This is a genomic window from Sphingopyxis sp. CCNWLW2, assembly GCF_037095755.1.
Taxonomy (GTDB): Bacteria; Pseudomonadota; Alphaproteobacteria; order Sphingomonadales; family Sphingomonadaceae; genus Sphingopyxis.
On record NZ_JBAWKJ010000002.1, the window covers coordinates 407040 to 425802 of the forward strand.

Sequence of the window (18763 nt, forward strand, 5' to 3'; positions counted from 1 at the left end):
TTACTTACCCCCAACCGGAACTTCGGTCATCTTGTCGCCGCGGGTCACGCGCACGACCGGACCGGTCGGAACGGACACGGCGCCCCCATTAGACGGCATGAAGCCGCCACCATTCGTCGCAGCCTGCGGCGCCCGCGAGGGGTTCACGCGGCCGCGCACCGGGATCCAGAAGCGCGACACGTCGCCGCCCGTGGTCACCGTCGAGCGGCTGGCAACCGGACGTGCGGCGGCTTCGGCGAGCATCCGTTTTTCCGCCACGGAGCCGCCCTTGGCCGGCACATTGATGTCGCCCGACGCGATGGCCGCATCGAGTTCGCCGGCGCTTTCGGCTAGCGGACGCAGTGCGAGCGACAATTTGCCCATGTCCTGCGCGACGGCGATCTTCTCGGCAATTTCCGGCGTGGCTTCGAGCGTCACCGAGCCAAAGGTGCGAACCGGGGTCTTCCCGGTTTCATCCTCGGCGTCATAACGCTGATCGGTCGCCAATATGCGGACATTGCGAACGATCGTCTCGGCCGTGAATATCTGCTTGTCAGGAAAGCTGCTGCCTTCCTCGACAGAGATCGTCTGAGCCAGCACCACATCGACGCGGTCGCCCGGAAAGACGAAACCGGCGACGCCCTGTTCTTGGCTGACCTTGACGGTAACGGCACGCATGCCCGGGCCAAGCGCCGCGGCGAGGAAGCCGCGATCGTCGGGATGGACGAGTGCGCCTTGTGTCAGCGGCTGGCCGGCGGTGATCGGATAGCGCACGACGGTGCCGACCAACGTGTTCACGTCGGTCTTGTCCTTCATGAAATAGGCCTTTTCGACCAATTCCTTGGGCCAGGGCTGGAAGCGAAAGCTGTCCGGACCGACAATCGTGCCGACGGGCAGTTGCCGCGTCGCGACAAGGATCATCGGACCGGTAATGTCCGGCGCCGCGGCTGCACGCGCTTGCGGAGTGGCTGCCCCGCGCATCATCTGGTTGACCCCGAACGCTGCGCTGATGGCAATCACCAGCGCGCCGACGATCAGCATAATCTTTCGCGTATCCATGACGATTTGTCGCCCTCCTGCACCCACCAGAGACGGTCGTGCTTTTCCCTCAGGTCATCCGATAACCTGAAACTGGTTAAGATATTGTTGGTGAAGCGCCCAAAGGCCCGCAGCGGCGATGGCAACCCCATAGGGAACCTCGACCGGCTTGTCCGAAGGGCGCAATTTCATATGGATAAGCATCGCAGCCGACAGGATGCCGCCGCCGATGGCCATGACCATGAGTGTCGGCATGAACAGCGGAAGCGGGATCCAGAGCATCACGGCGCCGATCATTTTTACATCGCCGCCGCCCATCGCGCCGATCGCGAACAGGCCGGCAAAAACGAGAAAGACCGCGAAGGAGGCCCCGAACTGAAGCGGCATGTCGGGCCAGAGTGCAAAACCGCTCGCGATCCAGAAGGGGATTGCGAGCAGCGCCATCGCGGCGTTGAGCTCGTTGGAGATGGTGCGCGACCGGACGTCGCTGATTGCCGCGGCAACCATCAACAGGCCGAGTATGGCCATCAGGCCGAGCGCGATTGTGCCTTTTTCCATCGGCTTTCTCCTACGCAACATGGCTTACCAAAGAGTAACCATGTCGCCGGGGACACTGCGGCTTGCATTCCGCGGGCCAACCGATATGCGGCGGGCATGACCGACGCGCCGCCTTCCGCCACAGATGTGCTGATTGTCGGCGCCGGGATCGCCGGTGCAAGCCTGGCGGCGGCACTGGCCCCCTGGCGCCGCGTCCTGCTGGTCGAGGCCGAGGATGCCCCCGGCTATCACGCGACGGGCCGGTCAGCCGCTTTTTGGCACGAAAGCTATGGCGGGGTGGGGGTGCAGCCCCTGACCCACGCATCGCTGGAGGCGTTGAACAGCCCGCCTCCCGAATTCTCCGATCATGGCTTCCTGTCGCCGCGCGGGGCATTGACGCTGGGCCAGCGGTCCGAAGCTGCGGCAGTTGATGCCTTCGCCGCCGAGTTCGCGGCCCAAGGCGTCGATGTCGAGCGCATGTCGGGCGCAGCGGTCGCCCGCATGGTTCCGGGCCTCCGCCCCGAATGGAGCGAAGCCGCCTATGAAGCGGCGTGCCGCGACATCGATGTGGGCGGTCTGCATGCGGCCTATCTTCGCGCAGCGAAGCGCGCCGGCGCGGCGCTGGTCACGCGCGCGCCGTTGCGGCGGGCGCGCCGTGTCGGCGACGGTTGGGATGTCGAGTTGGGCAGCGGGCGGGTCCGCGCCGCGCTGATCGTCAACGCCGCCGGGGCATGGGCGGACGAGGTCGCGGCCGCGTGCGGAATTGCGCCGGTCGGCATCCAGCCCTATCGCCGCACGGTGATGCAGGTCCGGCTGGGCGTTCCGGTTCCCGCCGACCTTCCGCTCGTGATCCACGTCGGCGGCGAATTTTATTTCAAGGGTCAGAGCGAGGGGCGCGTCTGGCTGACCCCCCACGACGAGACGCCGACCGCACCGCACGACGCGGCGCCCGAGGAACTCGACGTTGCGCTCGCGATCGACCGGATGCAGTCGGTGGTCGACTGGCCGGTCGTTGCGGTCGAGCGCAAATGGGCGGGACTGCGCAGCTTTGCGCCCGATCGTATGCCGGTATTTGGCGCCGATCGGCACGAACGCGCCTTCATCTGGTGCGCGGGGCAGGGAGGCTTTGGCATCCAGACATCGCCGGCGATCGCCGCCTTGCTCGCGGCCGAGCTTGGCGCCCCGCCGCCCGGCGGCGCCATCGGCCGCGTCGACCCGGCGCCCTTCGCGCCATCGCGCTTCGCCTAGGGTCCGCACTCAATTGCAGCGGCGTCGAGGCGCCCAAATGGCGAACAAATCGGGCCGAAAGACGCGCCGCAAGGGCTGGTTGCCCTTGCAAGCGGCTTTCGGTTCGAGATGGAAGCCATTTGGACGTCCCGAAGGGATTTGATCAAAATGGCCCATTGCTTCGTCGAGAAGTCTGGAAATATCGACATATTCCTGCGCCTTCTCTCCTCGCACTGAGCCATTTTGCTTCAAACCTCGACGCCGCTGCAATTGAGTGCGGACCCTGACCATCTGACCGCTTGCGCGGCGAAACGACCCGATTAACATGGTGTTGGCTGTGCCACCCCCGGCATAGCCCGACCTGTGGAGGATGGCATGGCCCATTATTTCGAGATCAAGAAGAACAAGGCCGGCGAATTTGTCGCCTATTTCAAATATAATAGCGAACCCATCTTCTGGACCGAGGGCTATAGCAGCAAGGCCTCCGCACAGAATGCCATCGACTCGATCCTGAAGAACGGCCCGGGCGCCGAAGTGCGCGAAACCGAATAATTCTTAGCGCGCGGGTGCCCTGCGCGCCCGCGCGACTTCGAGGGCTGCGTCACTCGCGAGTTGGTCGGCAAGTTCGTTGTCGCCGTGGCCCGCATGGCCCTTGACCCAGATCCACTCGACCTTGTGCCGCGCATTTTCCTTGACCAGACGCTGCCACAGATCGGCATTGGCGACCGGTTTTTTCGCCGCAGTTTTCCAGCCGTTCTTTTGCCAGCCGAAAATCCATTTGGTGATGCCGTCGCGGACATAGACGCTGTCGGTCGACAGCTCGACGTTGCAGCTGCGCTTGAGCGCGGCGAGCGCTTCGATCGCGGCCATCAATTCCATGCGGTTGTTCGTCGTGTCGGGCTCGCCGCCCGACAGCTTTTTCACAACGTCGCCCCAGCGCAGCACGGCGCCCCAGCCGCCGGGTCCGGGGTTGCCCTTGCATGCGCCGTCAGTGGCGACGATCACGGTCTTGCCGGTGTTTTCACTCATCCGACGGCGAACAGGCTGGCGGCGTCGGGGGCGCTGTAGCGCTGCAAGCGGGCAAGGAACGGCGACGGGTCCTTGCGCGTGACGAGCGCGTCGGCGGGCGTATGCACCCAATCATGCGCGCGCGTCAGCAGGAAGCGCAGCGATGCGCCGCGCGCCAGCAGCGGCAACGCAGCGACTTCGGCGTCCGACAGCGTGATTTCGCGCGCATAACCGCGCATCAGCGCCTCGGCGCGCGCGGGATCGCATTGCTTTCCGTCGGCGGAAAAGGCCCAGGATGCGTGCGTGATGACGAGGTCGTAAGCGCGGAAATCGCTCGCGGCGAAATAGAAGTCGATAAGGCCGGTGACCCGGTCGCCGAGCATCAGCACATTGTCGGGAAAGAGGTCGGCGTGGATGACATGCGCGGGCAGGTCGCTCGGCCAATGGGTGTCGAGATACGCCAGCTCCGCGTCGACGATCGACTGAAGCCCCGGCAGCACCACATCAAGGTCGCCGGTCGCTTCGGCAACGGCGCGCCAATGCGCGTGACCCATGCTGTTTTCGCGCGCGCCCGCATAGTCTTCGAGCGCGCGGTGCATAGCGCCGAGCGCGGCGCCCGCGGCTTCGCACTGGGCCGGGGTTGGCTGGGTCAGCGAGATGCCGGGCAGGAACTGGATGACGCACGCCGCGCGGCCCGAGATCTGCTGGATCGCGACGCCGCTTCGATCGCGGATCATCGCCGGGACCGGACAGTTCTGGCTGGCGAGATGGTTCAGCAGGTCGACAAAGAAGGGCAGGTCGCCCTCGCTCACCCGCTTTTCATAGAGCGTCAGGATGAAGCGGCCGCCCGTCGTTTCGAGCAGGAAATTGCTGTTCTCAACGCCCTCGGCGATCCCTTTGCACGATACGACGGTGCCGATGTCGTATCGGGCGACGAGGGCGGCAAGATCGTCGGGTTCGACGTGCGTATAGACCGCCATCAGGCTGCTTCGAGCCCGCGCGGCAGTTTGAACACCATATTCTCTTCGGCGGTAACAACGACATCCTCAACGATGGGACGTACCGCCGCAACCGCGTCGATTACCTCACGGACCAATGTTTCCGGGGCGCTGGCGCCCGCTGTGATGCCCAGCGTGCCGATATCCGCCAGCCACGCCGGATCGATATCCGTCCCGCGCTGGACAAGGTGCGCGGGGGTGCCCAGCCGTTCGGCGACCTCGACCAGACGCAGGCTGTTCGAACTGTTGGGCGCGCCGATCACGATCATGCGATCGCATTCGCCCGCGATCGCTTTCACCGCGTCCTGCCGGTTGGAGGTCGCATAGCAGATATCCTCGCCGCGCGGTCCGGTGATCGCCGGAAAGCGGTGCTGCAGCGCCGCGATAATGTCGCGCGTGTCGTCGACCGACAGGGTGGTCTGGGTCAGGAAGGACAGCATATCGGGATCGGGCGGCGACAGCACCGCGACGTCGTCGACCGATTCGACCAGCGTCATCGCGCCCTCGGGCAATTGACCCAGCGTACCGATGACCTCGGGATGGCCGGCATGACCGACAAAGACGATATGACGTCCCGTCTCGTGCGCACGCTCGGCCTGGCGATGCACTTTCGACACCAGCGGGCAGGTCGCGTCGATATAGTCCAGCCCGCGCATTTCGGCTTTCGCCGGCACCGCCTTGGGCACGCCGTGCGCGCTGAACACGACGGGCACGCCGTCGGGAACCTGATCGAGCGATTCGACGAAAATAGCGCCCTTCGCCTTCAAGGAGTCGACGACATAGCGGTTGTGGACGATTTCATGCCGGACATAAACCGGAGCGCCATATTTCTGCAGCGCCAGTTCGACGATGCGGATCGCGCGGTCGACCCCGGCGCAGAAGCCGCGCGGTGCCGCGATCAAAACCTTGAGTTCTGCCGCTTCGCTGCCTTCAGCTTGCGTCATCGGATGGAGAGCGTTCATGGTGCGCGCGCTCTAGCGCAGCAAGGCATCCGGGGTAAAGCCGCTTCGTCCCCCGTCGCATTCTTGTTCTCTTTGTTGCGCCGCGTTCATCGCACCGATAAGAAGCGGCGCGCATGAAGCGGGATCAACTGTCCCGACGCCTGTCAAAGCGCCTGTTTGGAAAGCCCGTTTATCATGATGTCCATTTCGTTTCCGTCCCGTAAGTTCCTGACCGTGCTGTGCGGCACGGCGGCCATGGCGACGGTGGCGGGCTGCGCGAAGGATAATGAAATCGACCTCGCCGGCGGCGTCGGCATCACCTCGACGCGCAGCGCGTGTCCCGCGGTCGCGGTGCCGCTGCACACCGGCGACATCACGCTGTTCGACCCTGCGACGAGCCGCGATGCGCGCGCCGTCGATGTGGTCGCCGCGATCACCAATGTGACGCCGGTATGCAACGATGCCGCGGAAAAGGTCTACCAGCTCGCGAGCTTCGATGTGGTCGCGACGCGCCGCGATGCCGGACCCGCGCGCACCGTGACCTTGCCCTATTACGCCACCGTGCTGCAGGGCGGCACCGCGGTTGTCGCGAAGCGGCTCGGCAATGTCGCCGTGACCTTTGCCGAGGGGCAGGTGCGCGGCACCGGCCGTGCGCAGGCTTCGGCCTATGTCGATCGCGCTGCCGCGACGCTGCCCGCCGACATTCAGGAACGCATCACCCGCAAGCGCAAGGCGGGCGACCAAGACGCCGCGATCGATCCGCTCAGCCAGCCCGAAGTCCGCGCCGCCGTGCAGCGCGCGAGCTTCGAATTGCTCGTCGGCTTCCAGCTGACGCAGGAGCAGCTCGAATATAACGTCCGACGATAGAACCGCGGCGGCGCCCAGGCGCCGTTCGCATCTTCACGCCCCGCGCGCCGATCGGCGACGCGGGGCTTTTCGCGCCCGCCCAGCTGTTATAGGGCGCGCGCAAGACTTTCCTGATCGAAGATAGGCCAGCCCCGTGACCCTGTTCAGCCGCTTTTCCGACCATATCGGCGCCGCGCTCGACGCGCTTGCCGCCCGTGATGCCCTGCCGGGCGGCCTCGACCGCAGCGCGATCAGCGTCGAGCCACCGCGCGATCCCGCGCATGGCGACGTCGCGACCAACGCCGCGATGGTGCTCGCGAAACCCGCGGGCATGAACCCGCGCGCGCTTGCCGACCTGCTCGTCGCCGAGCTCGGCGCGCTCGATGAAGTGACCGAAGCGGGCGTTGCCGGCCCCGGCTTCATCAATCTGCGCCTTGCCGATGACAGCTGGCGCGACGAACTCGCTCTGATCTTCAGCGAAGGCGGAGGCTATGGCCGTTCGACGATGGGGCAGGGGCGGCGCGTCAACGTCGAATATGTCTCGGCGAACCCGACCGGCCCGATGCATGTCGGCCATTGCCGCGGCGCGGTCGTCGGCGATGCGCTCGCGGCGCTGCTCGAATATGCGGGGCACGAGGTGATCCGCGAATATTATGTCAACGACGCCGGCGCACAGGTCGATGTGCTCGCGCGCTCGGTGCATATGCGGTATCGCGAAGCGCTCGGCGAGGATATCGGCGCGATCCCCGAGGGGCTGTATCCGGGCGATTATCTGATGCCGATCGCCGGCAAGCTCGCCGTCGAATATGGCGACCGCTTCGTCGGCGCGCCCGAAAGCGCCTGGCTCGGCCTGTTCCGCGCCGAGGCGGTCAGCGCTATGATGGACATGATCCGGGCCGACCTCGCCAAGCTCGGCATCCACCACGATCTTTTCTCGTCCGAAGCCGAGCTGCAAGCCGAGGGCAAGCCCGCCGCCGCCGAGAAATGGCTGCGGGATCACGACCTTGTCTACGACGGTCAGCTTGAGGCGCCGAAGGGCGAGACCCCCGAGGATTGGGAGCCGGTCGAATTGCCGCTGTTCCGCTCGACGCAGTTCGGCGACGATCAGGACCGCCCGATCAAGAAGTCGGACGGCAGCTGGACCTATTTCGGCGCCGACCTCGCCTATCATTTCCAGAAGAGCCAGAATGCCGACGAGTTGATCGACATCTGGGGCGCCGACCACGCGGGGACGGTCAAACGGATCAAGGCCGCGGTTGCGGCGCTAACCGGCGGCAAGACGCGTTTCGACGTCAAACTGGTGCAGATGGTGCGGCTGCTCAAAAATGGCGAGCCGTTCAAGATGTCGAAGCGCGCGGGTAATTTCGTGACGCTCGCCGATGTCGTCGATGAGGTCGGCAAGGATGCGGTGCGCTTCACGATGCTGACGCGCAAGGCCGACGCACAGATGGATTTCGACTTCGCCAAGGTCGTCGAGGCGTCGCGCGACAACCCCGTCTGGTATCTGCAATATGCCAATGCCCGGATTTCGCGGCTGCGCAAAAAGGCCGCCGACGCGGAGATCGTGCTGCCCGCGCCCGCGCCCGCACGCCTCAATGCGCATGAGCTGGGGCTGGTGAAGCTGCTGGCACAGTTCCCGCGGACCGTCGAAGCTGCGGCTTCGGCGCGCGAACCGCACCGGATCGCCTTTTACCTCGCCGACGTCGCCGCAGCGTTCCACGCCTGGTACAATCTGGGTAACGACGACCCGGGCCTTCGCATTGTTCTCGACAATGACCCCGAATTGACCGCGACGCGCCTTTATTTGGCCGACGGAATCGGGCAGGTTATCCGCAACGGGCTGTCCCTGATGGGGGTTGATGCGCTCGAGGAGATGAACTGATGGCGGGCGACAGGAATGCAGAGCAGGGGGATGCAGGTCTCGGTCTCGAAGACGAGGATCGCCTGCCCTGGCTAGAGGCGGCCGACGGGTTCAAGGAAGACGGCGAAGTTTCGCCGGCGCGCCTGCTCGTGATGGTGCTTGGTGGGCTGTTGCTGATCGGGGTGGTTCTCGGCGGCCTGTGGTGGGTTCAGAATGGCGGCACGCGCAGCGACGGCGAACTGATCGCGGCGCAGGAAGGCGAGTATAAGGTCGCGCCGAAGAATGATGGCGCCAAGGCGTTCGAGGGCGAAGGCGATGCCAGTTTCTCCGCCAGCGAAGGCGCCGAGCCCGCGGGCCGGGTCGACCCGACGCGCATGCCAGAAGAGCCCGCGGTGACGCCCGCAGAACGCGAAGCCGCGGCGAAGAAAGTCGCGGCCGATAAGGCCGCCGCAACGAAAGCTGCTGCCGCCAAAGCGGCGCCGGCGGACAAGGCCAAGCCCGTGGCTGCTCCGGTGAAAACCGCCGACGCTCCCAAGGCCGCGCCGGCATCGGGGGCGGCGATGATCCAGCTCGGCGCGTTCAGCAGTGATGCCGCGGCTGCCAAGGCATGGACGAACCTGTCGAAGCGCTTTGCCTATCTCGCCGAACTCAACAAATCGGTTTCGCCCGCGAAAGTCGGCGACGGCACCGTGTACCGGCTGCGCGTGTCGGCCGGAACGGCGGCCAACGCCGCGAATTTGTGCGGAAAATTGCGCGTTGCCGGTGAAAATTGCGTCGTCGTTCGCTGATTCGGCCCGCTTGGCCGCAGACTCCGTTGGTGCAATCGTGCCGCTATGGCATGGTAACAGCTTGGTCATCGCCTGAGGGGGCGGCGATCGATGGAGTTTGATGCACGATGATACCGGCAATTTTCGGCCTGTCGGGCCTGGCCCTCACCGACGATGAGCGCGCCTTCTTTCGCGATAGCGATCCTGCGGGCTATATCCTGTTCGGGCGCAATATCGAAAACCGCGAGCAGTTGCGGCGGTTGACCGATGAGCTGCGCGATCTCGACGGGCGCGCCGATCTACCGATCCTGATCGATCAGGAGGGCGGGCGTGTCGCGCGCATGCGATCGCCCGAATGGCCGCTTTTCCCGAGCGGCGCGGCGTTCGATGCGCTCTACGACCGCGCCCCCGCCAGCGCGATCGAAGCGGCGCGGCTCAATGCGATGGCGCTTGCGGCGATGCTGTCCGAGGTCGGGATCACCGTCGACTGCCTGCCGCTGCTCGACGTGCGCCAGCCGGGCGCGAGCGATGTGATCGGCGATCGCGCGCTCGGCAGCGAGCCGATGCGCGTTGCCGCGCTCGGCCGCGCGATCCTCGGCGGCCTGCAGGCCGGCGGCGTCGTCGGCATCGTCAAGCATATCCCGGGCCACGGCCGCGCGCTGCTCGATACGCATGAAGCCTTGCCGACGGTCACGGCGGCCGACCGCGATCTGCAGACCGATCTGGCGCCCTTTGCGGCGCTCCGCGATGCGGCGATGGCGATGACGTGCCACGTCATCTTCGAAGCGTGGGACCCCGACAGGCCCGCGACGCTGTCGCCGATCGTGATCGACAGCGTCATTCGTCAGCGGATCGGTTTCCACGGGCTGCTGATGACCGACGACCTCGACATGAAGGCTCTGTCGGGTGACGTGCCCTCGCGCGCCGCCGATGCAATTGCCGCGGGGTGCGACATCGCGCTCAACTGCTGGGCGAAGATGGACGATATGGTCGGCATCGCCAACGCGCTCGACCCGATCAGCACCGTGTCGCGCGCACGCCTCGAAGGCGCGATGGACCGGATTTCGGGTGACAGCGATGCGCGTGCGTTCGCGACGCTGGTCGATCAGCGCGACGCGCTGCTGGCGACGGCCTGATCGCCGATGGATGAACTGCCGCTCGATTTCGAAATCGTACCGGCAGCGCCCGAGCGCGACGATGCCCTGCAGCTTTCGTTCGAAAGCTGGGAAGGCCCGCTCGATCTTTTGCTCACGCTCGCGCGCAGCCAGAAGGTCGATCTCAAACAGATTTCGATCCTCGGGCTGGTCGAGCAATATCTGACCTTCATCGCCGAGGCGCGCGAGCTGAAGCTCGAGGTCGCGGCCGATTACCTCGTGATGGCGGCGTGGCTCGCCTATCTCAAATCGGCGCTCCTGCTTCCCAAGGACCCGCTCGAGGATCCGTCGCCCGATGAACTGGCGCTGCGCCTGCAATTGCGGTTGCAGCGGCTCGCCGCGATGCGCGAGGCCTCGGCGCGGCTGCTCGCGCGCGACCGCGTCGGCCGCGACGTGTTCCTGCGCGCGAAACACGAGGGGCTCCGCGACATCAAGGTGCGGCGCTGGGACGCCAGCCTTTATGACCTCCTGTCGGCCTATGGGCAGGTCAAGCTGCGCTCCGAGCCCGTCGTGCATATGGTATCGCGGCGTCCGGTGATCACGCTCGACGCGGCGCTCCATCATCTGCAGCGGATGATCGGCGTAAAGCTCGACTGGGCCGAGCTGTCGGATTTCCTGCCGCCCGATTATGACGGCCCGCTGCGCCGCTCGGCGATCGCATCGAGTTTTGTCGCCGCGCTCGAGCTGGCGCGGCAGGGCCGCGTCGACCTGAAACAGGAAGGCGCGTTCGAACCTCTTTATCTGAAGGCATCTGGGGCATGATTGACGATCTCGAACGCGCGATAGAGGCAATGCTGTTCGCGAGCGACGCGCCGCTCGACGCGCGGCAGGTCGCGGGGCGGCTGGGCGATGAAATGACGCCGGGCGAGGTTCGCGCGATCATCCAGGCGATCGCCACACGCCATGCGGGAAGCGGGATCGAACTCGTCGAGCGCGGCGGGCATTGGCATTTCCAGACGCCCGCCGATTTGGCGCACCTGCTCCGCCGCGAACGCGAAGATCCGCGCAAATTGTCGCGCGCGGCGGCCGAAGTGCTCGCCATCGTCGCTTATCATGAACCCGTCAGCCGCGCGGAAATCGAGGCAATCCGGGGCGTGCAGACCTCGAAGGGCACGCTCGACGTGTTGATGGAGGCCGAATGGATCGCACCCGCGGGGCGGCGCGAGGTGCCGGGGCGGCCGCTGATTTACAAGACGACCGACGCGTTCCTGCAACATTTCGGCCTCACGAGCCGCAAGGACCTGCCGGGAATCGAGGATTTGCGTGCGGCAGGACTGCTCGACCCGGTCGATCTCGCTTTCGAGGAAGCGATGGGCGAACTGGACCTAGTAAAAGACGGCGAGGAAGCTTAGATAGCGGCCTCAAGGAGAATTTAAGATGGGTAGCTTCAGCATCTGGCACTGGCTCGTGGTCGGGATTCTCGTCCTGCTGCTGTTCGGCAAGGGCCGTTTTTCGGACATGATGGGCGATGTCGCCAAGGGTATCAAAAGCTTCAAGAAGGGCATGTCGGAAGACGACGCGCCGACGACGCCCGCACCCAAGCATATCGAGGGTCAGCGCGCGCCCGATGCCACCCCGATTTCGACCCCGACTGCCGAGCACGACAAGCTCTGATCGCCGTCTGCCTGCGGGGGAAGTTTTAGGTCATGTTTGACGTCGCGCCCACCGAGTTGCTGCTCGTCGTGGTGGTGGCCTTGGTGGTTATCGGCCCCAAGGACCTGCCCAAAGCGATGCGCTTTGTCGGCAAATGGATGGCGAAGGCGCGCGGCATGGCGCGCCATTTCCGCTCCGGGCTCGACACGATGATGCGCGAAGCCGAACTCGAAGAACTCGAAAAGCAGTGGCGCGAACAGAATGACGCGATCATGCGCGAATTTCCGCGCATCGACGATGTAAACGCATCGCCGACGACGCCTTCGGCGAACGCGGCTTCGACCGGATCGACGACGAGCGAGCCCGTGACAGAAGCCGAGGTCGATGAAGCCGCGGCGGCCAATCCGCCCGAGACGCACGCGATACCGCCGAAGGACGGCCCGCTGCCGTGACCGAAGAAACCGCGACCGAAGAGGATGGCGCCGGCGGCAAGATGCCGCTGCTCGATCATCTGATCGAACTGCGTTCGCGCTTGTTGAAATCACTGATAGCGATCGGCCTCGCTTTTGGCATATGCCTTTATTACGCCAAGCCGATCTTCGGCATCCTCGTCCAGCCGCTCGTTCGTGCGGGGCAGGGGAAGCTGATCTATACGCAGCTGTTCGAGGCGTTTTTTGTCGAGATCAAGGTCGCGCTGTTCGCCGCGATGATGATCGCCTTTCCGGTGATCGCGAACCAGCTATGGAAATTCGTTGCGCCGGGGCTGTTCAAGCAGGAAAAGCGCGCGCTGCTGCCCTTCCTGATCGCGACGCCCGTGCTGTTCGCGATCGGCGCCAGCTTTGCCTATTTCATCACCATCCCGATCGCGCTGAAATTCCTGCTCGGATATCAGGGCAATGTCGGCGGGATCACGCAGGAAGCTTTGCCCTCGGTGGGCAATTACCTGAGCTTCACGATGCAGTTCATCATGGCGTTCGGAATCGCTTTCCTGTTGCCGATCCTGCTGATGCTGATCGAGCGGTCGGGGCTGGTGACGCGCGAGCAGCTGGTTTCGGCGCGGCGCTATATGATCGTCGCGGCCTTTGCGATCGCCGCTGTGTTCACTCCGCCCGATATATTGAGCCAGCTGCTGCTCGCGGTGCCTTTGGTGTTCCTGTACGAAATGTCGTTGCTCGCGATCTGGTTTACCCAGCGCCGACGCAAAACAGGCGCCGAAGAGGCGCCTGTCGAGCCTCTCGAAGAGGCTTAGGGTAAGTTAGTCTCAGTCCCGATTAGTCGATGGCATCGCTGCCAGCTTGACCGACAGATTCGATGTCGCGACCGGCACCCTTTACCGTGTTACAGCCAGCGACCAGAAAGCTTGCCATCAGGGCGAGAAGGATTGCGCGGTAACTCGTCATATTTCTACCTCTTAGATGGAGTGCAAAATGGCCCGGCACGCTTTCGAGGGGGGGGAGGGAATGCGGGCCGGGCCAATGTTGCTGAGCAGCGCTGCGGGGGGGCGATGACCGCTGCTCGAATGGGAAACGACCAAGGCGGCGGATAAGTTCCGAAAAAAAATTGCGGTAATGAATTTTTTTTCGAGGCCTTTTGAATCGCTTGGATTTCAGCGACTTGCCCTCAGAGTGTTGTCAATCCGCTGAGTACCGCGAGGCCCAGGAAGGCCAAAAACCCCATGGAATCGGTCGTCATCGTGACGAAAATCGAACTCGCGACGGCGGGATCCTGATCGAGCCGATCGAGCAGCAAGGGGATCGCCACCCCCGCCACACCCGCGACAAATATGTTCACGACCATCGCCGCCGCGATGACAGCGCCAAGCTGCGGATTGCCGAACCACAAGGCGGTCGCGGTTCCCGCGATTAACGCGATCGTGCCGCCATTGAGCAGCGCGATCTTCATTTCGCGCCAGATCGCGCGCCAGCTGTTCGAATCGGTGAGCTGGTTCATCGCGAGCGCGCGCACGGTGACCGCCAGCGTCTGCGTGCCCGCATTGCCGCCGACACCCGCGACGATCGGCATCAATGCCGCCAGCGCGACCATATGCTCGATCGCGCCGCCGAAAAATCCGACGATCGAAGAGGCGAGCAGCGCGGTGCCGAGATTAGCGATCAGCCAGCGAACGCGCGCGCTGTACGTCTCGCGGATCGGTTCGTTGATGTCGCCGTCGCCGGCGCCCGACAGGCGCAAAATGTCCTCGCCTGCCTCTTCCTGAATGATGTGGACGACGTCATCGACCGTGATCATGCCGACGAGCCGCCCGCCCTTGTCGATCACCGCGGCCGAGATTAGCGCATATTTCTGGAAGCGCAGCGCAACCTCTTCCTGGTCCATGTCGACTGGGATCAGCGTCTGTTCGCGCTTCATCACGTCGCTGATCGCGATGTCGCGCGGAGTGCGGAGGATCCAGCTCAGCTGGCATGTGCCGACCGGGCGGTGCCGCGGGTCGACGACGTAAATTTCCCAGAAGTCGCTGGTGAGGTCGGCATCTTCGCGCAGCCGGTCGATCACGTCGCCAACGGTCACATGCTCGGGCACCGCGACCAGATCGCGCTGCATCAGGCGCCCGGCGGATTCCTCGGGGAAGGAGAGGGCGTCCTCGATCGCGGCGCGATCTTCGGGCTCCATCGCCTGGAGAACGGCCTGCTGCTCGTCCTCCTCCATATCCTCGATGATCGCGACCGCGTCGTCGGTATCGAGTTCGGACGCGAGTTCGGCGACTTGCTCGGGCGCGAGAAGATCGATCAGTTCCTCTCGGACATAATCGTTCATTTCCGCCAGCACGTCGGCGGACAGCATGTCGCCGAGCACCGCGGCGAGCATCGGGCGCTCGTCGGCGCGCGCGAGTTCGAACAGGTCGGCGATGTCGGCGGGGTGGAGGCGGCCGATGCGTTCGCGCGCGGCTTCGCCTTCGCCGGCTTCGGCCAGCTCGATCACGTCGCGCACGAATTCGGGCCTCAGCCGGTCGTCCTCGTCGAGTTCGGTGTCGGTTTCGCGTGCCGGTTGTTCACGGTCGCGATCGTCGGTGATGACAACATCTTCCGGCGGCAGGGATTCTTCGCGTTTGTCCATCGCGCGGTCCTCCCTGGCAGTTGCGGCGTCCGAGCTTTCCCCTAGTGCTGCGGCCCGCGGATGGCAACGCCGCGAGTAGCTTTTCGCGATTTAATGCGTGGCTTTGGCCGCCGCCCCGGCTATGGGACCGCCAACACAGACCGCAGGAGTTCTACCATGTCCGACACTCTCACCCTTTCGCTGTCGACCGGCGATGTTGTCATCCGCCTCCGTCCCGACCTTGCGCCGCAGCATGTCGAGCGCATCACCGGCCTCGCGAGCGAAGGCTTTTATGACGGCGTGGTGTTCCACCGCGTGATCCCGGGCTTCATGGCGCAGGGCGGCGACCCGACGGGCACCGGCATGGGCGGCAGCGAGCTTCCCGACCTGCCGCAGGAATTCAGCAGCGAACCGCATGTCCGCGGCGTTTGCTCGATGGCGCGCGCGCAGAACCCGAACAGCGCGAACAGCCAGTTCTTCATCTGCTTCGACGACGCGCGCTTCCTCGACAACCAGTACACCGTCTGGGGCGAAGTGATCGAAGGCATGGACAATGTCGACGCGCTGCCCAAGGGCGAGCCGCCGCGCGAGCCCGGCAAGATCGTCAAGGCGACTGTCAGCTAATCTACGAAAATCCCCGCTTCGGCGGGGATTTTTTGCCTAGTCGCCGATAAAGCCGTTGAGCCGTTCGCAGGCGGAAACCCAGTCCTGCTTGAACTCCTGCACGACCTGCCCGGCGCCCATCGCCTCGTTCATCAGGCCGACGCCCTGGCCGACCCAATAGGTTGCGAGCGCCTTCGCGCCTTCGTGGCCGCCTTCGGACAATTTATCGACCTTGCGGAGCGCCGGTTCGCTGACCAGCGATTGCAACGGCATCGGCAGCGGTTTCGGCGCGTCCTCGGCTTCCCATGCGTCGGTCCATGGCGAGCGGAGCTGGCGTGAGGGTTTGCCGGTGCGGCTCTTCGATCGCACGGTGTCGCGCGACGACGCCGCGAGCATCTTTTCCTTCACGACCGGATTGGTTTCGGCCTCGGCGGTAGTGAGCCACACCGATCCGGTCCATGCGCCATGCGCCCCCATTGCCATCGCTGCCGCCATCTGGCGTCCGGTGACGATGCCACCCGCGGCGAGGATCGGCGTGTTCGCGCCGACGGCTTCAACGGCCGCGGCGACTTCGGGCACGAGCACCATCGTCGCAACCTCGCCGCAATGACCGCCCGCTTCGCCGCCCGCGACGACGAGGATATCGACGCCGGCGCGCACCTGTGTCAGCGCATGGTCGCGGGTGCCGACGAGCGCGGCGACGGGGACGTTGTGGCGCTTGCCGAGTTCGAGCATCAGCTGCGGCGGCACACCGAGCGCGTTGGCGATCAATTTGATCGGATGACGGAAGGCGACTTCGAGCAGCTTTGCAGCGCCGTCCTCGTGCATATTGTCGCCAAAGCTCTGGCGCGTTTCCATCGCGGCTTCGAGACCCGCGGCGTCGACATCGAACTTGCCCAGCAGGTCGGCGGCGAACTGCAAGTGCGACTCCGGAACTTTTGCGACGCCAGAGGAAGAAGCCTCACCCTTGCCGACGAAGCTGTTGGGGACGATCAGGTCGACGCCGTAGGGTCGCCCCCCAATATGATCGTCGATCCAAGCGAGTTCTTCCTCGAGCCGTTCGGGCGGCAGCGCGGCGGCGCCGAACACGCCCATGCCGCCGGCTTTCGACACCGCAACGACGACGTCGCGGCAGTGCGAGAAGGCGAGGAGGGGAAATTCGATGTCAAGCATCGCGCAGATGGGGGATTGCATGGGGACCTCTCCGTTTGTCCATTTGCACCTATGTCAGCGTCAGTTGACGTAAACGTCAAGTTGATTTGCTGGCCCGGCGGATTATCGCGGGGTCCATGACCCAATTTTCCCTGCCCGATTTCGACCTCGATGCCTTCGTCCGCGCCACTTTGGCTGAGGACTTAGGCGCGGGTGGCGATATCACCTCGATGGCGACGATCCCCGCCGATGCGCGCTTTGGCGGGGTGATGGACAGCCGCGACGCGATTACTGTTGCTGGCTTGCCGATTGCCGAGCGATTCTTTCGCGCGCTCGAACCCGCTATGGAAATCGAGATACTGGTCGAGGAAGGTGCGCAGGTCGCATCGGGCAGCGACCTGATGCGGCTGTCGGGCAACGCGCGAGCGATGCTGACGGCGGAACGGTCGGCGCTCAACACCGTCCAGCATCTGTCGGGCATCGCGACAATGACGCGTCAATATGTCGACGCGCTCGCCGGAACCGGCGCGACCCTGCTCGATACGCGCAAGACGATCCCGGGTCTGCGTGTGCTCGAGAAATATGCGACGCGCATGGGCGGCGCGACCAACCACCGCATGGGCCTGTGGGACGCGGCGATGATCAAGGACAATCATGTCGCGGTCGCGGGGTCAGTTGAGGAAGCCGTGCGACGCGCAGTCGCGGCAGGAATCGCGGACATCATCGTCGAGGTCGATCGCGTCGCGCAGGTCGAACCCGCGCTGAACGCGGGTGCGACGCATTTGCTGCTCGACAATATGGGCCTTGATCAGCTGCGCGAATGCGTCGCGCTGGTCGGCGGCAAGGTGCCCACCGAGGCGTCGGGCGGGGTGCGGCTCGATACCATCCGCGACATTGGCGCGACGGGAGTGACCTATGTGTCGGTCGGGCGGCTGACGCAATCGGCGCCGGCGGCGGACATCGGGCTCGATTTTGCGCTGGCTTAGCGCTGCCGCGCTGGCGTTGATGCCGGTCGCGGCGCAGGCGCAATCGCTCGCGTGCTCGCCGCCCGACCGAATTCCGGTTCCGCGCCTTGAACAGCCGAAGCGCGGCGAAGCCGTCCGCGATCCGGCGATCACTGGTTATCTGTTAGCCATGAGCTGGTCGCCCCAGCATTGCGCCGATGTGCGTAATCCGCGCGACGTGCGCGACCGCTTTCAATGTTCGGGCGAGAATGGCCGTTTCGGCTGGGTGCTGCACGGGCTATGGCCCGAAACCGATAGTCCGAGCTATCCGCAATGGTGCCGCCCGGCGAAGATCGTACCGCAGCCGGTGCTGAAAAAGCATATGTGCATGACGCCGTCGGCGCAGTTGCTCCAGCACGAATGGGCGAAGCACGGCACCTGCATGAGCCCGAATCCCGCCGCCTATTTTCGCTCGGCCGAAATCCTTTTCCGGTCAGTGCGCTTTCCCGACATGAAGGCGCTCGCCGCGAAACCGCAAACCGCGGCCAGCGTTCGTCGCGCTTTTTCCGCGGTTAATCCGGGGGTGACCGCGCCGATGATCGCCGTGTCGGTCGACCGACAGGGATGGCTGAACGAGGTACGGCTTTGCTTGGGGCCGCGCATGAAGCCCGCAAGGTGCAAACCATTCCAGACGGGTGCGAAAGACGGCCGCCAGATCCGCGTTCGGCCGATGCCCGCGCGTTAAGGCGAATCCGGCAAAGCGTGCCAGTGCGGGACGGCGCCGCGTTAACTCTCTTTTAACCTTATCGACTCGTTAACATGGTCCTAGCTTCGCCTGCATGGACTCGAGCGATCAGATCGACATTCGCGGCCGCGTTCGCGATCATGGCAAGCGCCAGCTGATCATCGCGCGGCTCAGCGCGCCGGCGGACTGGCAGGGCGAGCTTCGCGCCGCGCTCGCAGCACATCGCGAGCCCGTAACGATCTTTTCGGCCAATGATTTCCGCCTGTTTCTTCAGAGCTTCGCGATCTTCTTCACCGCGACTATGATGTTCCTGCTCTGA

23 protein-coding genes are annotated in these 18763 nt (G+C 64.8%); 15 read left to right on the forward strand and 8 right to left on the reverse strand.

Annotated features, from left to right (window positions below; all coding sequences use genetic code 11):
- Positions 1–1038 (reverse strand): Flp pilus assembly protein CpaB, encoded by a 1038-nt coding sequence (gene cpaB / locus V8J55_RS13050; RefSeq protein ID WP_336446070.1) that lies wholly within the window; start codon positions 1036–1038, stop codon positions 1–3.
- A gap of 54 nt (positions 1039–1092) precedes the next feature.
- Entirely contained in the window at positions 1093–1575 is a 483-nt protein-coding gene (locus V8J55_RS13055) for an A24 family peptidase (protein WP_336446071.1), read from the reverse strand.
- Positions 1576–1671: 96 nt separating this feature from the next.
- On the opposite strand from V8J55_RS13055, the gene V8J55_RS13060 reads away from it, so the two are divergent.
- Together V8J55_RS13060 and V8J55_RS13065 are read left to right on the forward strand one after the other, a co-directional pair.
- Positions 1672–2802, forward strand: coding sequence for an NAD(P)/FAD-dependent oxidoreductase (locus V8J55_RS13060; protein WP_336446072.1), 1131 nt, complete (start codon positions 1672–1674; stop codon positions 2800–2802).
- Positions 2803–3156: 354 nt separating this feature from the next.
- Positions 3157–3333 carry a YegP family protein gene (locus V8J55_RS13065; RefSeq protein WP_081940566.1) on the forward strand — a complete coding sequence of 59 codons (177 nt, stop codon included), beginning with the start codon at positions 3157–3159 and terminating at the stop codon, positions 3331–3333.
- Positions 3334–3336: 3 nt separating this feature from the next.
- On the opposite strand, the gene rnhA is transcribed toward V8J55_RS13065, so the two are convergent.
- From rnhA to ispH, 3 genes are read right to left on the reverse strand one after another with little or no spacing between them, the layout of a single operon-like run.
- A complete protein-coding gene (rnhA, locus tag V8J55_RS13070; RefSeq protein ID WP_058538457.1) occupies positions 3337–3810 on the reverse strand; it encodes a ribonuclease HI in 474 nt (157 codons plus the stop codon).
- Positions 3807–4769 (reverse strand): homoserine kinase, encoded by a 963-nt coding sequence (gene thrB / locus V8J55_RS13075; RefSeq protein WP_336446073.1) that lies wholly within the window; start codon positions 4767–4769, stop codon positions 3807–3809. The genes rnhA and thrB overlap by 4 nt, the downstream gene beginning before the upstream one ends.
- Positions 4769–5749: a 4-hydroxy-3-methylbut-2-enyl diphosphate reductase gene (ispH, locus tag V8J55_RS13080; protein ID WP_336446074.1), complete on the reverse strand. Its 981-nt coding sequence runs from the start codon at positions 5747–5749 to the stop codon at positions 4769–4771. The genes thrB and ispH overlap by 1 nt, the downstream gene beginning before the upstream one ends.
- Positions 5750–5923: 174 nt before the next feature.
- Here ispH and V8J55_RS13085 point away from each other — a divergent pair, with 174 nt between their 5' ends.
- From V8J55_RS13085 to tatC, 9 genes are all read left to right on the forward strand, one after another.
- Entirely contained in the window at positions 5924–6595 is a 672-nt protein-coding gene (locus V8J55_RS13085) for a hypothetical protein (protein WP_336446075.1), read from the forward strand.
- Positions 6596–6728: 133 nt separating this feature from the next.
- A complete protein-coding gene (argS, locus tag V8J55_RS13090; RefSeq protein WP_336446076.1) occupies positions 6729–8456 on the forward strand; it encodes an arginine--tRNA ligase in 1728 nt (575 codons plus the stop codon).
- Entirely contained in the window at positions 8456–9223 is a 768-nt protein-coding gene (locus tag V8J55_RS13095) for an SPOR domain-containing protein (protein ID WP_336446077.1), read from the forward strand. Before argS ends, V8J55_RS13095 begins: the two co-directional genes overlap by 1 nt.
- A 107-nt stretch (positions 9224–9330) precedes the next feature.
- Positions 9331–10338 carry a beta-N-acetylhexosaminidase gene (nagZ, locus tag V8J55_RS13100; protein ID WP_336446078.1) on the forward strand — a complete coding sequence of 336 codons (1008 nt, stop codon included), beginning with the start codon at positions 9331–9333 and terminating at the stop codon, positions 10336–10338.
- Positions 10339–10344: 6 nt separating this feature from the next.
- The gene (locus V8J55_RS13105) at positions 10345–11118 is read left to right on the forward strand and encodes a segregation and condensation protein A (RefSeq protein WP_336446079.1); all 774 of its coding nucleotides are present in this window, start codon (positions 10345–10347) and stop codon (positions 11116–11118) included.
- Complete coding sequence (gene scpB, locus V8J55_RS13110; protein ID WP_336446080.1) at positions 11115–11708, forward strand: SMC-Scp complex subunit ScpB; 594 nt, start codon at positions 11115–11117, stop codon at positions 11706–11708. Before V8J55_RS13105 ends, scpB begins: the two co-directional genes overlap by 4 nt.
- Before the next feature lie 25 nt (positions 11709–11733).
- Entirely contained in the window at positions 11734–11970 is a 237-nt protein-coding gene (locus V8J55_RS13115; protein WP_037515303.1) for a twin-arginine translocase TatA/TatE family subunit, read from the forward strand.
- 32 nt (positions 11971–12002) lie between these two features.
- Positions 12003–12401 (forward strand): Sec-independent protein translocase protein TatB, encoded by a 399-nt coding sequence (tatB, locus tag V8J55_RS13120; protein ID WP_336446081.1) that lies wholly within the window; start codon positions 12003–12005, stop codon positions 12399–12401.
- 41 nt (positions 12402–12442) lie between these two features.
- Positions 12443–13198, forward strand: coding sequence for a twin-arginine translocase subunit TatC (tatC, locus tag V8J55_RS13125; protein ID WP_037515505.1), 756 nt, complete (start codon positions 12443–12445; stop codon positions 13196–13198).
- A gap of 22 nt (positions 13199–13220) precedes the next feature.
- Here tatC and V8J55_RS13130 read toward each other — a convergent pair whose 3' ends face one another.
- A complete protein-coding gene (locus tag V8J55_RS13130) occupies positions 13221–13349 on the reverse strand; it encodes an entericidin A/B family lipoprotein (protein ID WP_037515306.1) in 129 nt (42 codons plus the stop codon).
- 220 nt (positions 13350–13569) lie between these two features.
- Complete coding sequence (mgtE, locus tag V8J55_RS13135) at positions 13570–15021, reverse strand: magnesium transporter (protein WP_200878441.1); 1452 nt, start codon at positions 15019–15021, stop codon at positions 13570–13572.
- A 156-nt stretch (positions 15022–15177) separates the two neighbouring features.
- Here mgtE and V8J55_RS13140 point away from each other — a divergent pair, with 156 nt between their 5' ends.
- Positions 15178–15624 (forward strand): peptidylprolyl isomerase, encoded by a 447-nt coding sequence (locus V8J55_RS13140; RefSeq protein ID WP_336446082.1) that lies wholly within the window; start codon positions 15178–15180, stop codon positions 15622–15624.
- Positions 15625–15660: 36 nt separating this feature from the next.
- Here the strand turns inward: V8J55_RS13140 and V8J55_RS13145 are convergent, their stop codons facing one another.
- On the reverse strand, positions 15661–16797 hold the full coding sequence (locus tag V8J55_RS13145) for an NAD(P)H-dependent flavin oxidoreductase (protein WP_336446083.1): 1137 nt from the start codon (positions 16795–16797) through the stop codon (positions 15661–15663).
- A 95-nt stretch (positions 16798–16892) separates the two neighbouring features.
- On the opposite strand from V8J55_RS13145, the gene nadC reads away from it, so the two are divergent.
- The 3 genes from nadC to V8J55_RS13160 all read left to right on the forward strand — a co-directional run bounded on the left by nadC (position 16893) and on the right by V8J55_RS13160 (position 18763).
- Positions 16893–17741 (forward strand): carboxylating nicotinate-nucleotide diphosphorylase, encoded by an 849-nt coding sequence (nadC, locus tag V8J55_RS13150; protein WP_336446084.1) that lies wholly within the window; start codon positions 16893–16895, stop codon positions 17739–17741.
- The gene (locus V8J55_RS13155) at positions 17728–18444 is read left to right on the forward strand and encodes a ribonuclease T2 family protein (protein ID WP_336446085.1); all 717 of its coding nucleotides are present in this window, start codon (positions 17728–17730) and stop codon (positions 18442–18444) included. The genes nadC and V8J55_RS13155 overlap by 14 nt, the downstream gene beginning before the upstream one ends.
- A 94-nt stretch (positions 18445–18538) precedes the next feature.
- Positions 18539–18763, forward strand: coding sequence for a hypothetical protein (locus tag V8J55_RS13160; protein WP_336446086.1), 225 nt, complete (start codon positions 18539–18541; stop codon positions 18761–18763).

What these genes read in the sequence shown, in the direction of transcription:
- cpaB (WP_336446070.1), bottom strand. Translation starts at nt 1,038, where the DNA reads ATGGATACGCGAAAGATTATGCTGATCGTCGGCGCGCTGGTGATTGCC.
- V8J55_RS13055 (WP_336446071.1), bottom strand. Translation starts at nt 1,575, where the DNA reads ATGGAAAAAGGCACAATCGCGCTCGGCCTGATGGCCATACTCGGCCTG.
- V8J55_RS13060 (WP_336446072.1), top strand. Translation starts at nt 1,672, where the DNA reads ATGACCGACGCGCCGCCTTCCGCCACAGATGTGCTGATTGTCGGCGCC.
- V8J55_RS13065 (WP_081940566.1), top strand. Translation starts at nt 3,157, where the DNA reads ATGGCCCATTATTTCGAGATCAAGAAGAACAAGGCCGGCGAATTTGTC.
- rnhA (WP_058538457.1), bottom strand. Translation starts at nt 3,810, where the DNA reads ATGAGTGAAAACACCGGCAAGACCGTGATCGTCGCCACTGACGGCGCA.
- thrB (WP_336446073.1), bottom strand. Translation starts at nt 4,769, where the DNA reads ATGGCGGTCTATACGCACGTCGAACCCGACGATCTTGCCGCCCTCGTC.
- ispH (WP_336446074.1), bottom strand. Translation starts at nt 5,749, where the DNA reads ATGAACGCTCTCCATCCGATGACGCAAGCTGAAGGCAGCGAAGCGGCA.
- V8J55_RS13085 (WP_336446075.1), top strand. Translation starts at nt 5,924, where the DNA reads ATGATGTCCATTTCGTTTCCGTCCCGTAAGTTCCTGACCGTGCTGTGC.
- V8J55_RS13095 (WP_336446077.1), top strand. Translation starts at nt 8,456, where the DNA reads ATGGCGGGCGACAGGAATGCAGAGCAGGGGGATGCAGGTCTCGGTCTC.
- nagZ (WP_336446078.1), top strand. Translation starts at nt 9,331, where the DNA reads ATGATACCGGCAATTTTCGGCCTGTCGGGCCTGGCCCTCACCGACGAT.
- V8J55_RS13105 (WP_336446079.1), top strand. Translation starts at nt 10,345, where the DNA reads ATGGATGAACTGCCGCTCGATTTCGAAATCGTACCGGCAGCGCCCGAG.
- scpB (WP_336446080.1), top strand. Translation starts at nt 11,115, where the DNA reads ATGATTGACGATCTCGAACGCGCGATAGAGGCAATGCTGTTCGCGAGC.
- V8J55_RS13115 (WP_037515303.1), top strand. Translation starts at nt 11,734, where the DNA reads ATGGGTAGCTTCAGCATCTGGCACTGGCTCGTGGTCGGGATTCTCGTC.
- tatB (WP_336446081.1), top strand. Translation starts at nt 12,003, where the DNA reads ATGTTTGACGTCGCGCCCACCGAGTTGCTGCTCGTCGTGGTGGTGGCC.
- tatC (WP_037515505.1), top strand. Translation starts at nt 12,443, where the DNA reads ATGCCGCTGCTCGATCATCTGATCGAACTGCGTTCGCGCTTGTTGAAA.
- V8J55_RS13130 (WP_037515306.1), bottom strand. Translation starts at nt 13,349, where the DNA reads ATGACGAGTTACCGCGCAATCCTTCTCGCCCTGATGGCAAGCTTTCTG.
- mgtE (WP_200878441.1), bottom strand. Translation starts at nt 15,021, where the DNA reads ATGGACAAACGCGAAGAATCCCTGCCGCCGGAAGATGTTGTCATCACC.
- V8J55_RS13140 (WP_336446082.1), top strand. Translation starts at nt 15,178, where the DNA reads ATGTCCGACACTCTCACCCTTTCGCTGTCGACCGGCGATGTTGTCATC.
- V8J55_RS13145 (WP_336446083.1), bottom strand. Translation starts at nt 16,797, where the DNA reads ATGCAATCCCCCATCTGCGCGATGCTTGACATCGAATTTCCCCTCCTC.
- nadC (WP_336446084.1), top strand. Translation starts at nt 16,893, where the DNA reads ATGACCCAATTTTCCCTGCCCGATTTCGACCTCGATGCCTTCGTCCGC.
- V8J55_RS13160 (WP_336446086.1), top strand. Translation starts at nt 18,539, where the DNA reads ATGGACTCGAGCGATCAGATCGACATTCGCGGCCGCGTTCGCGATCAT.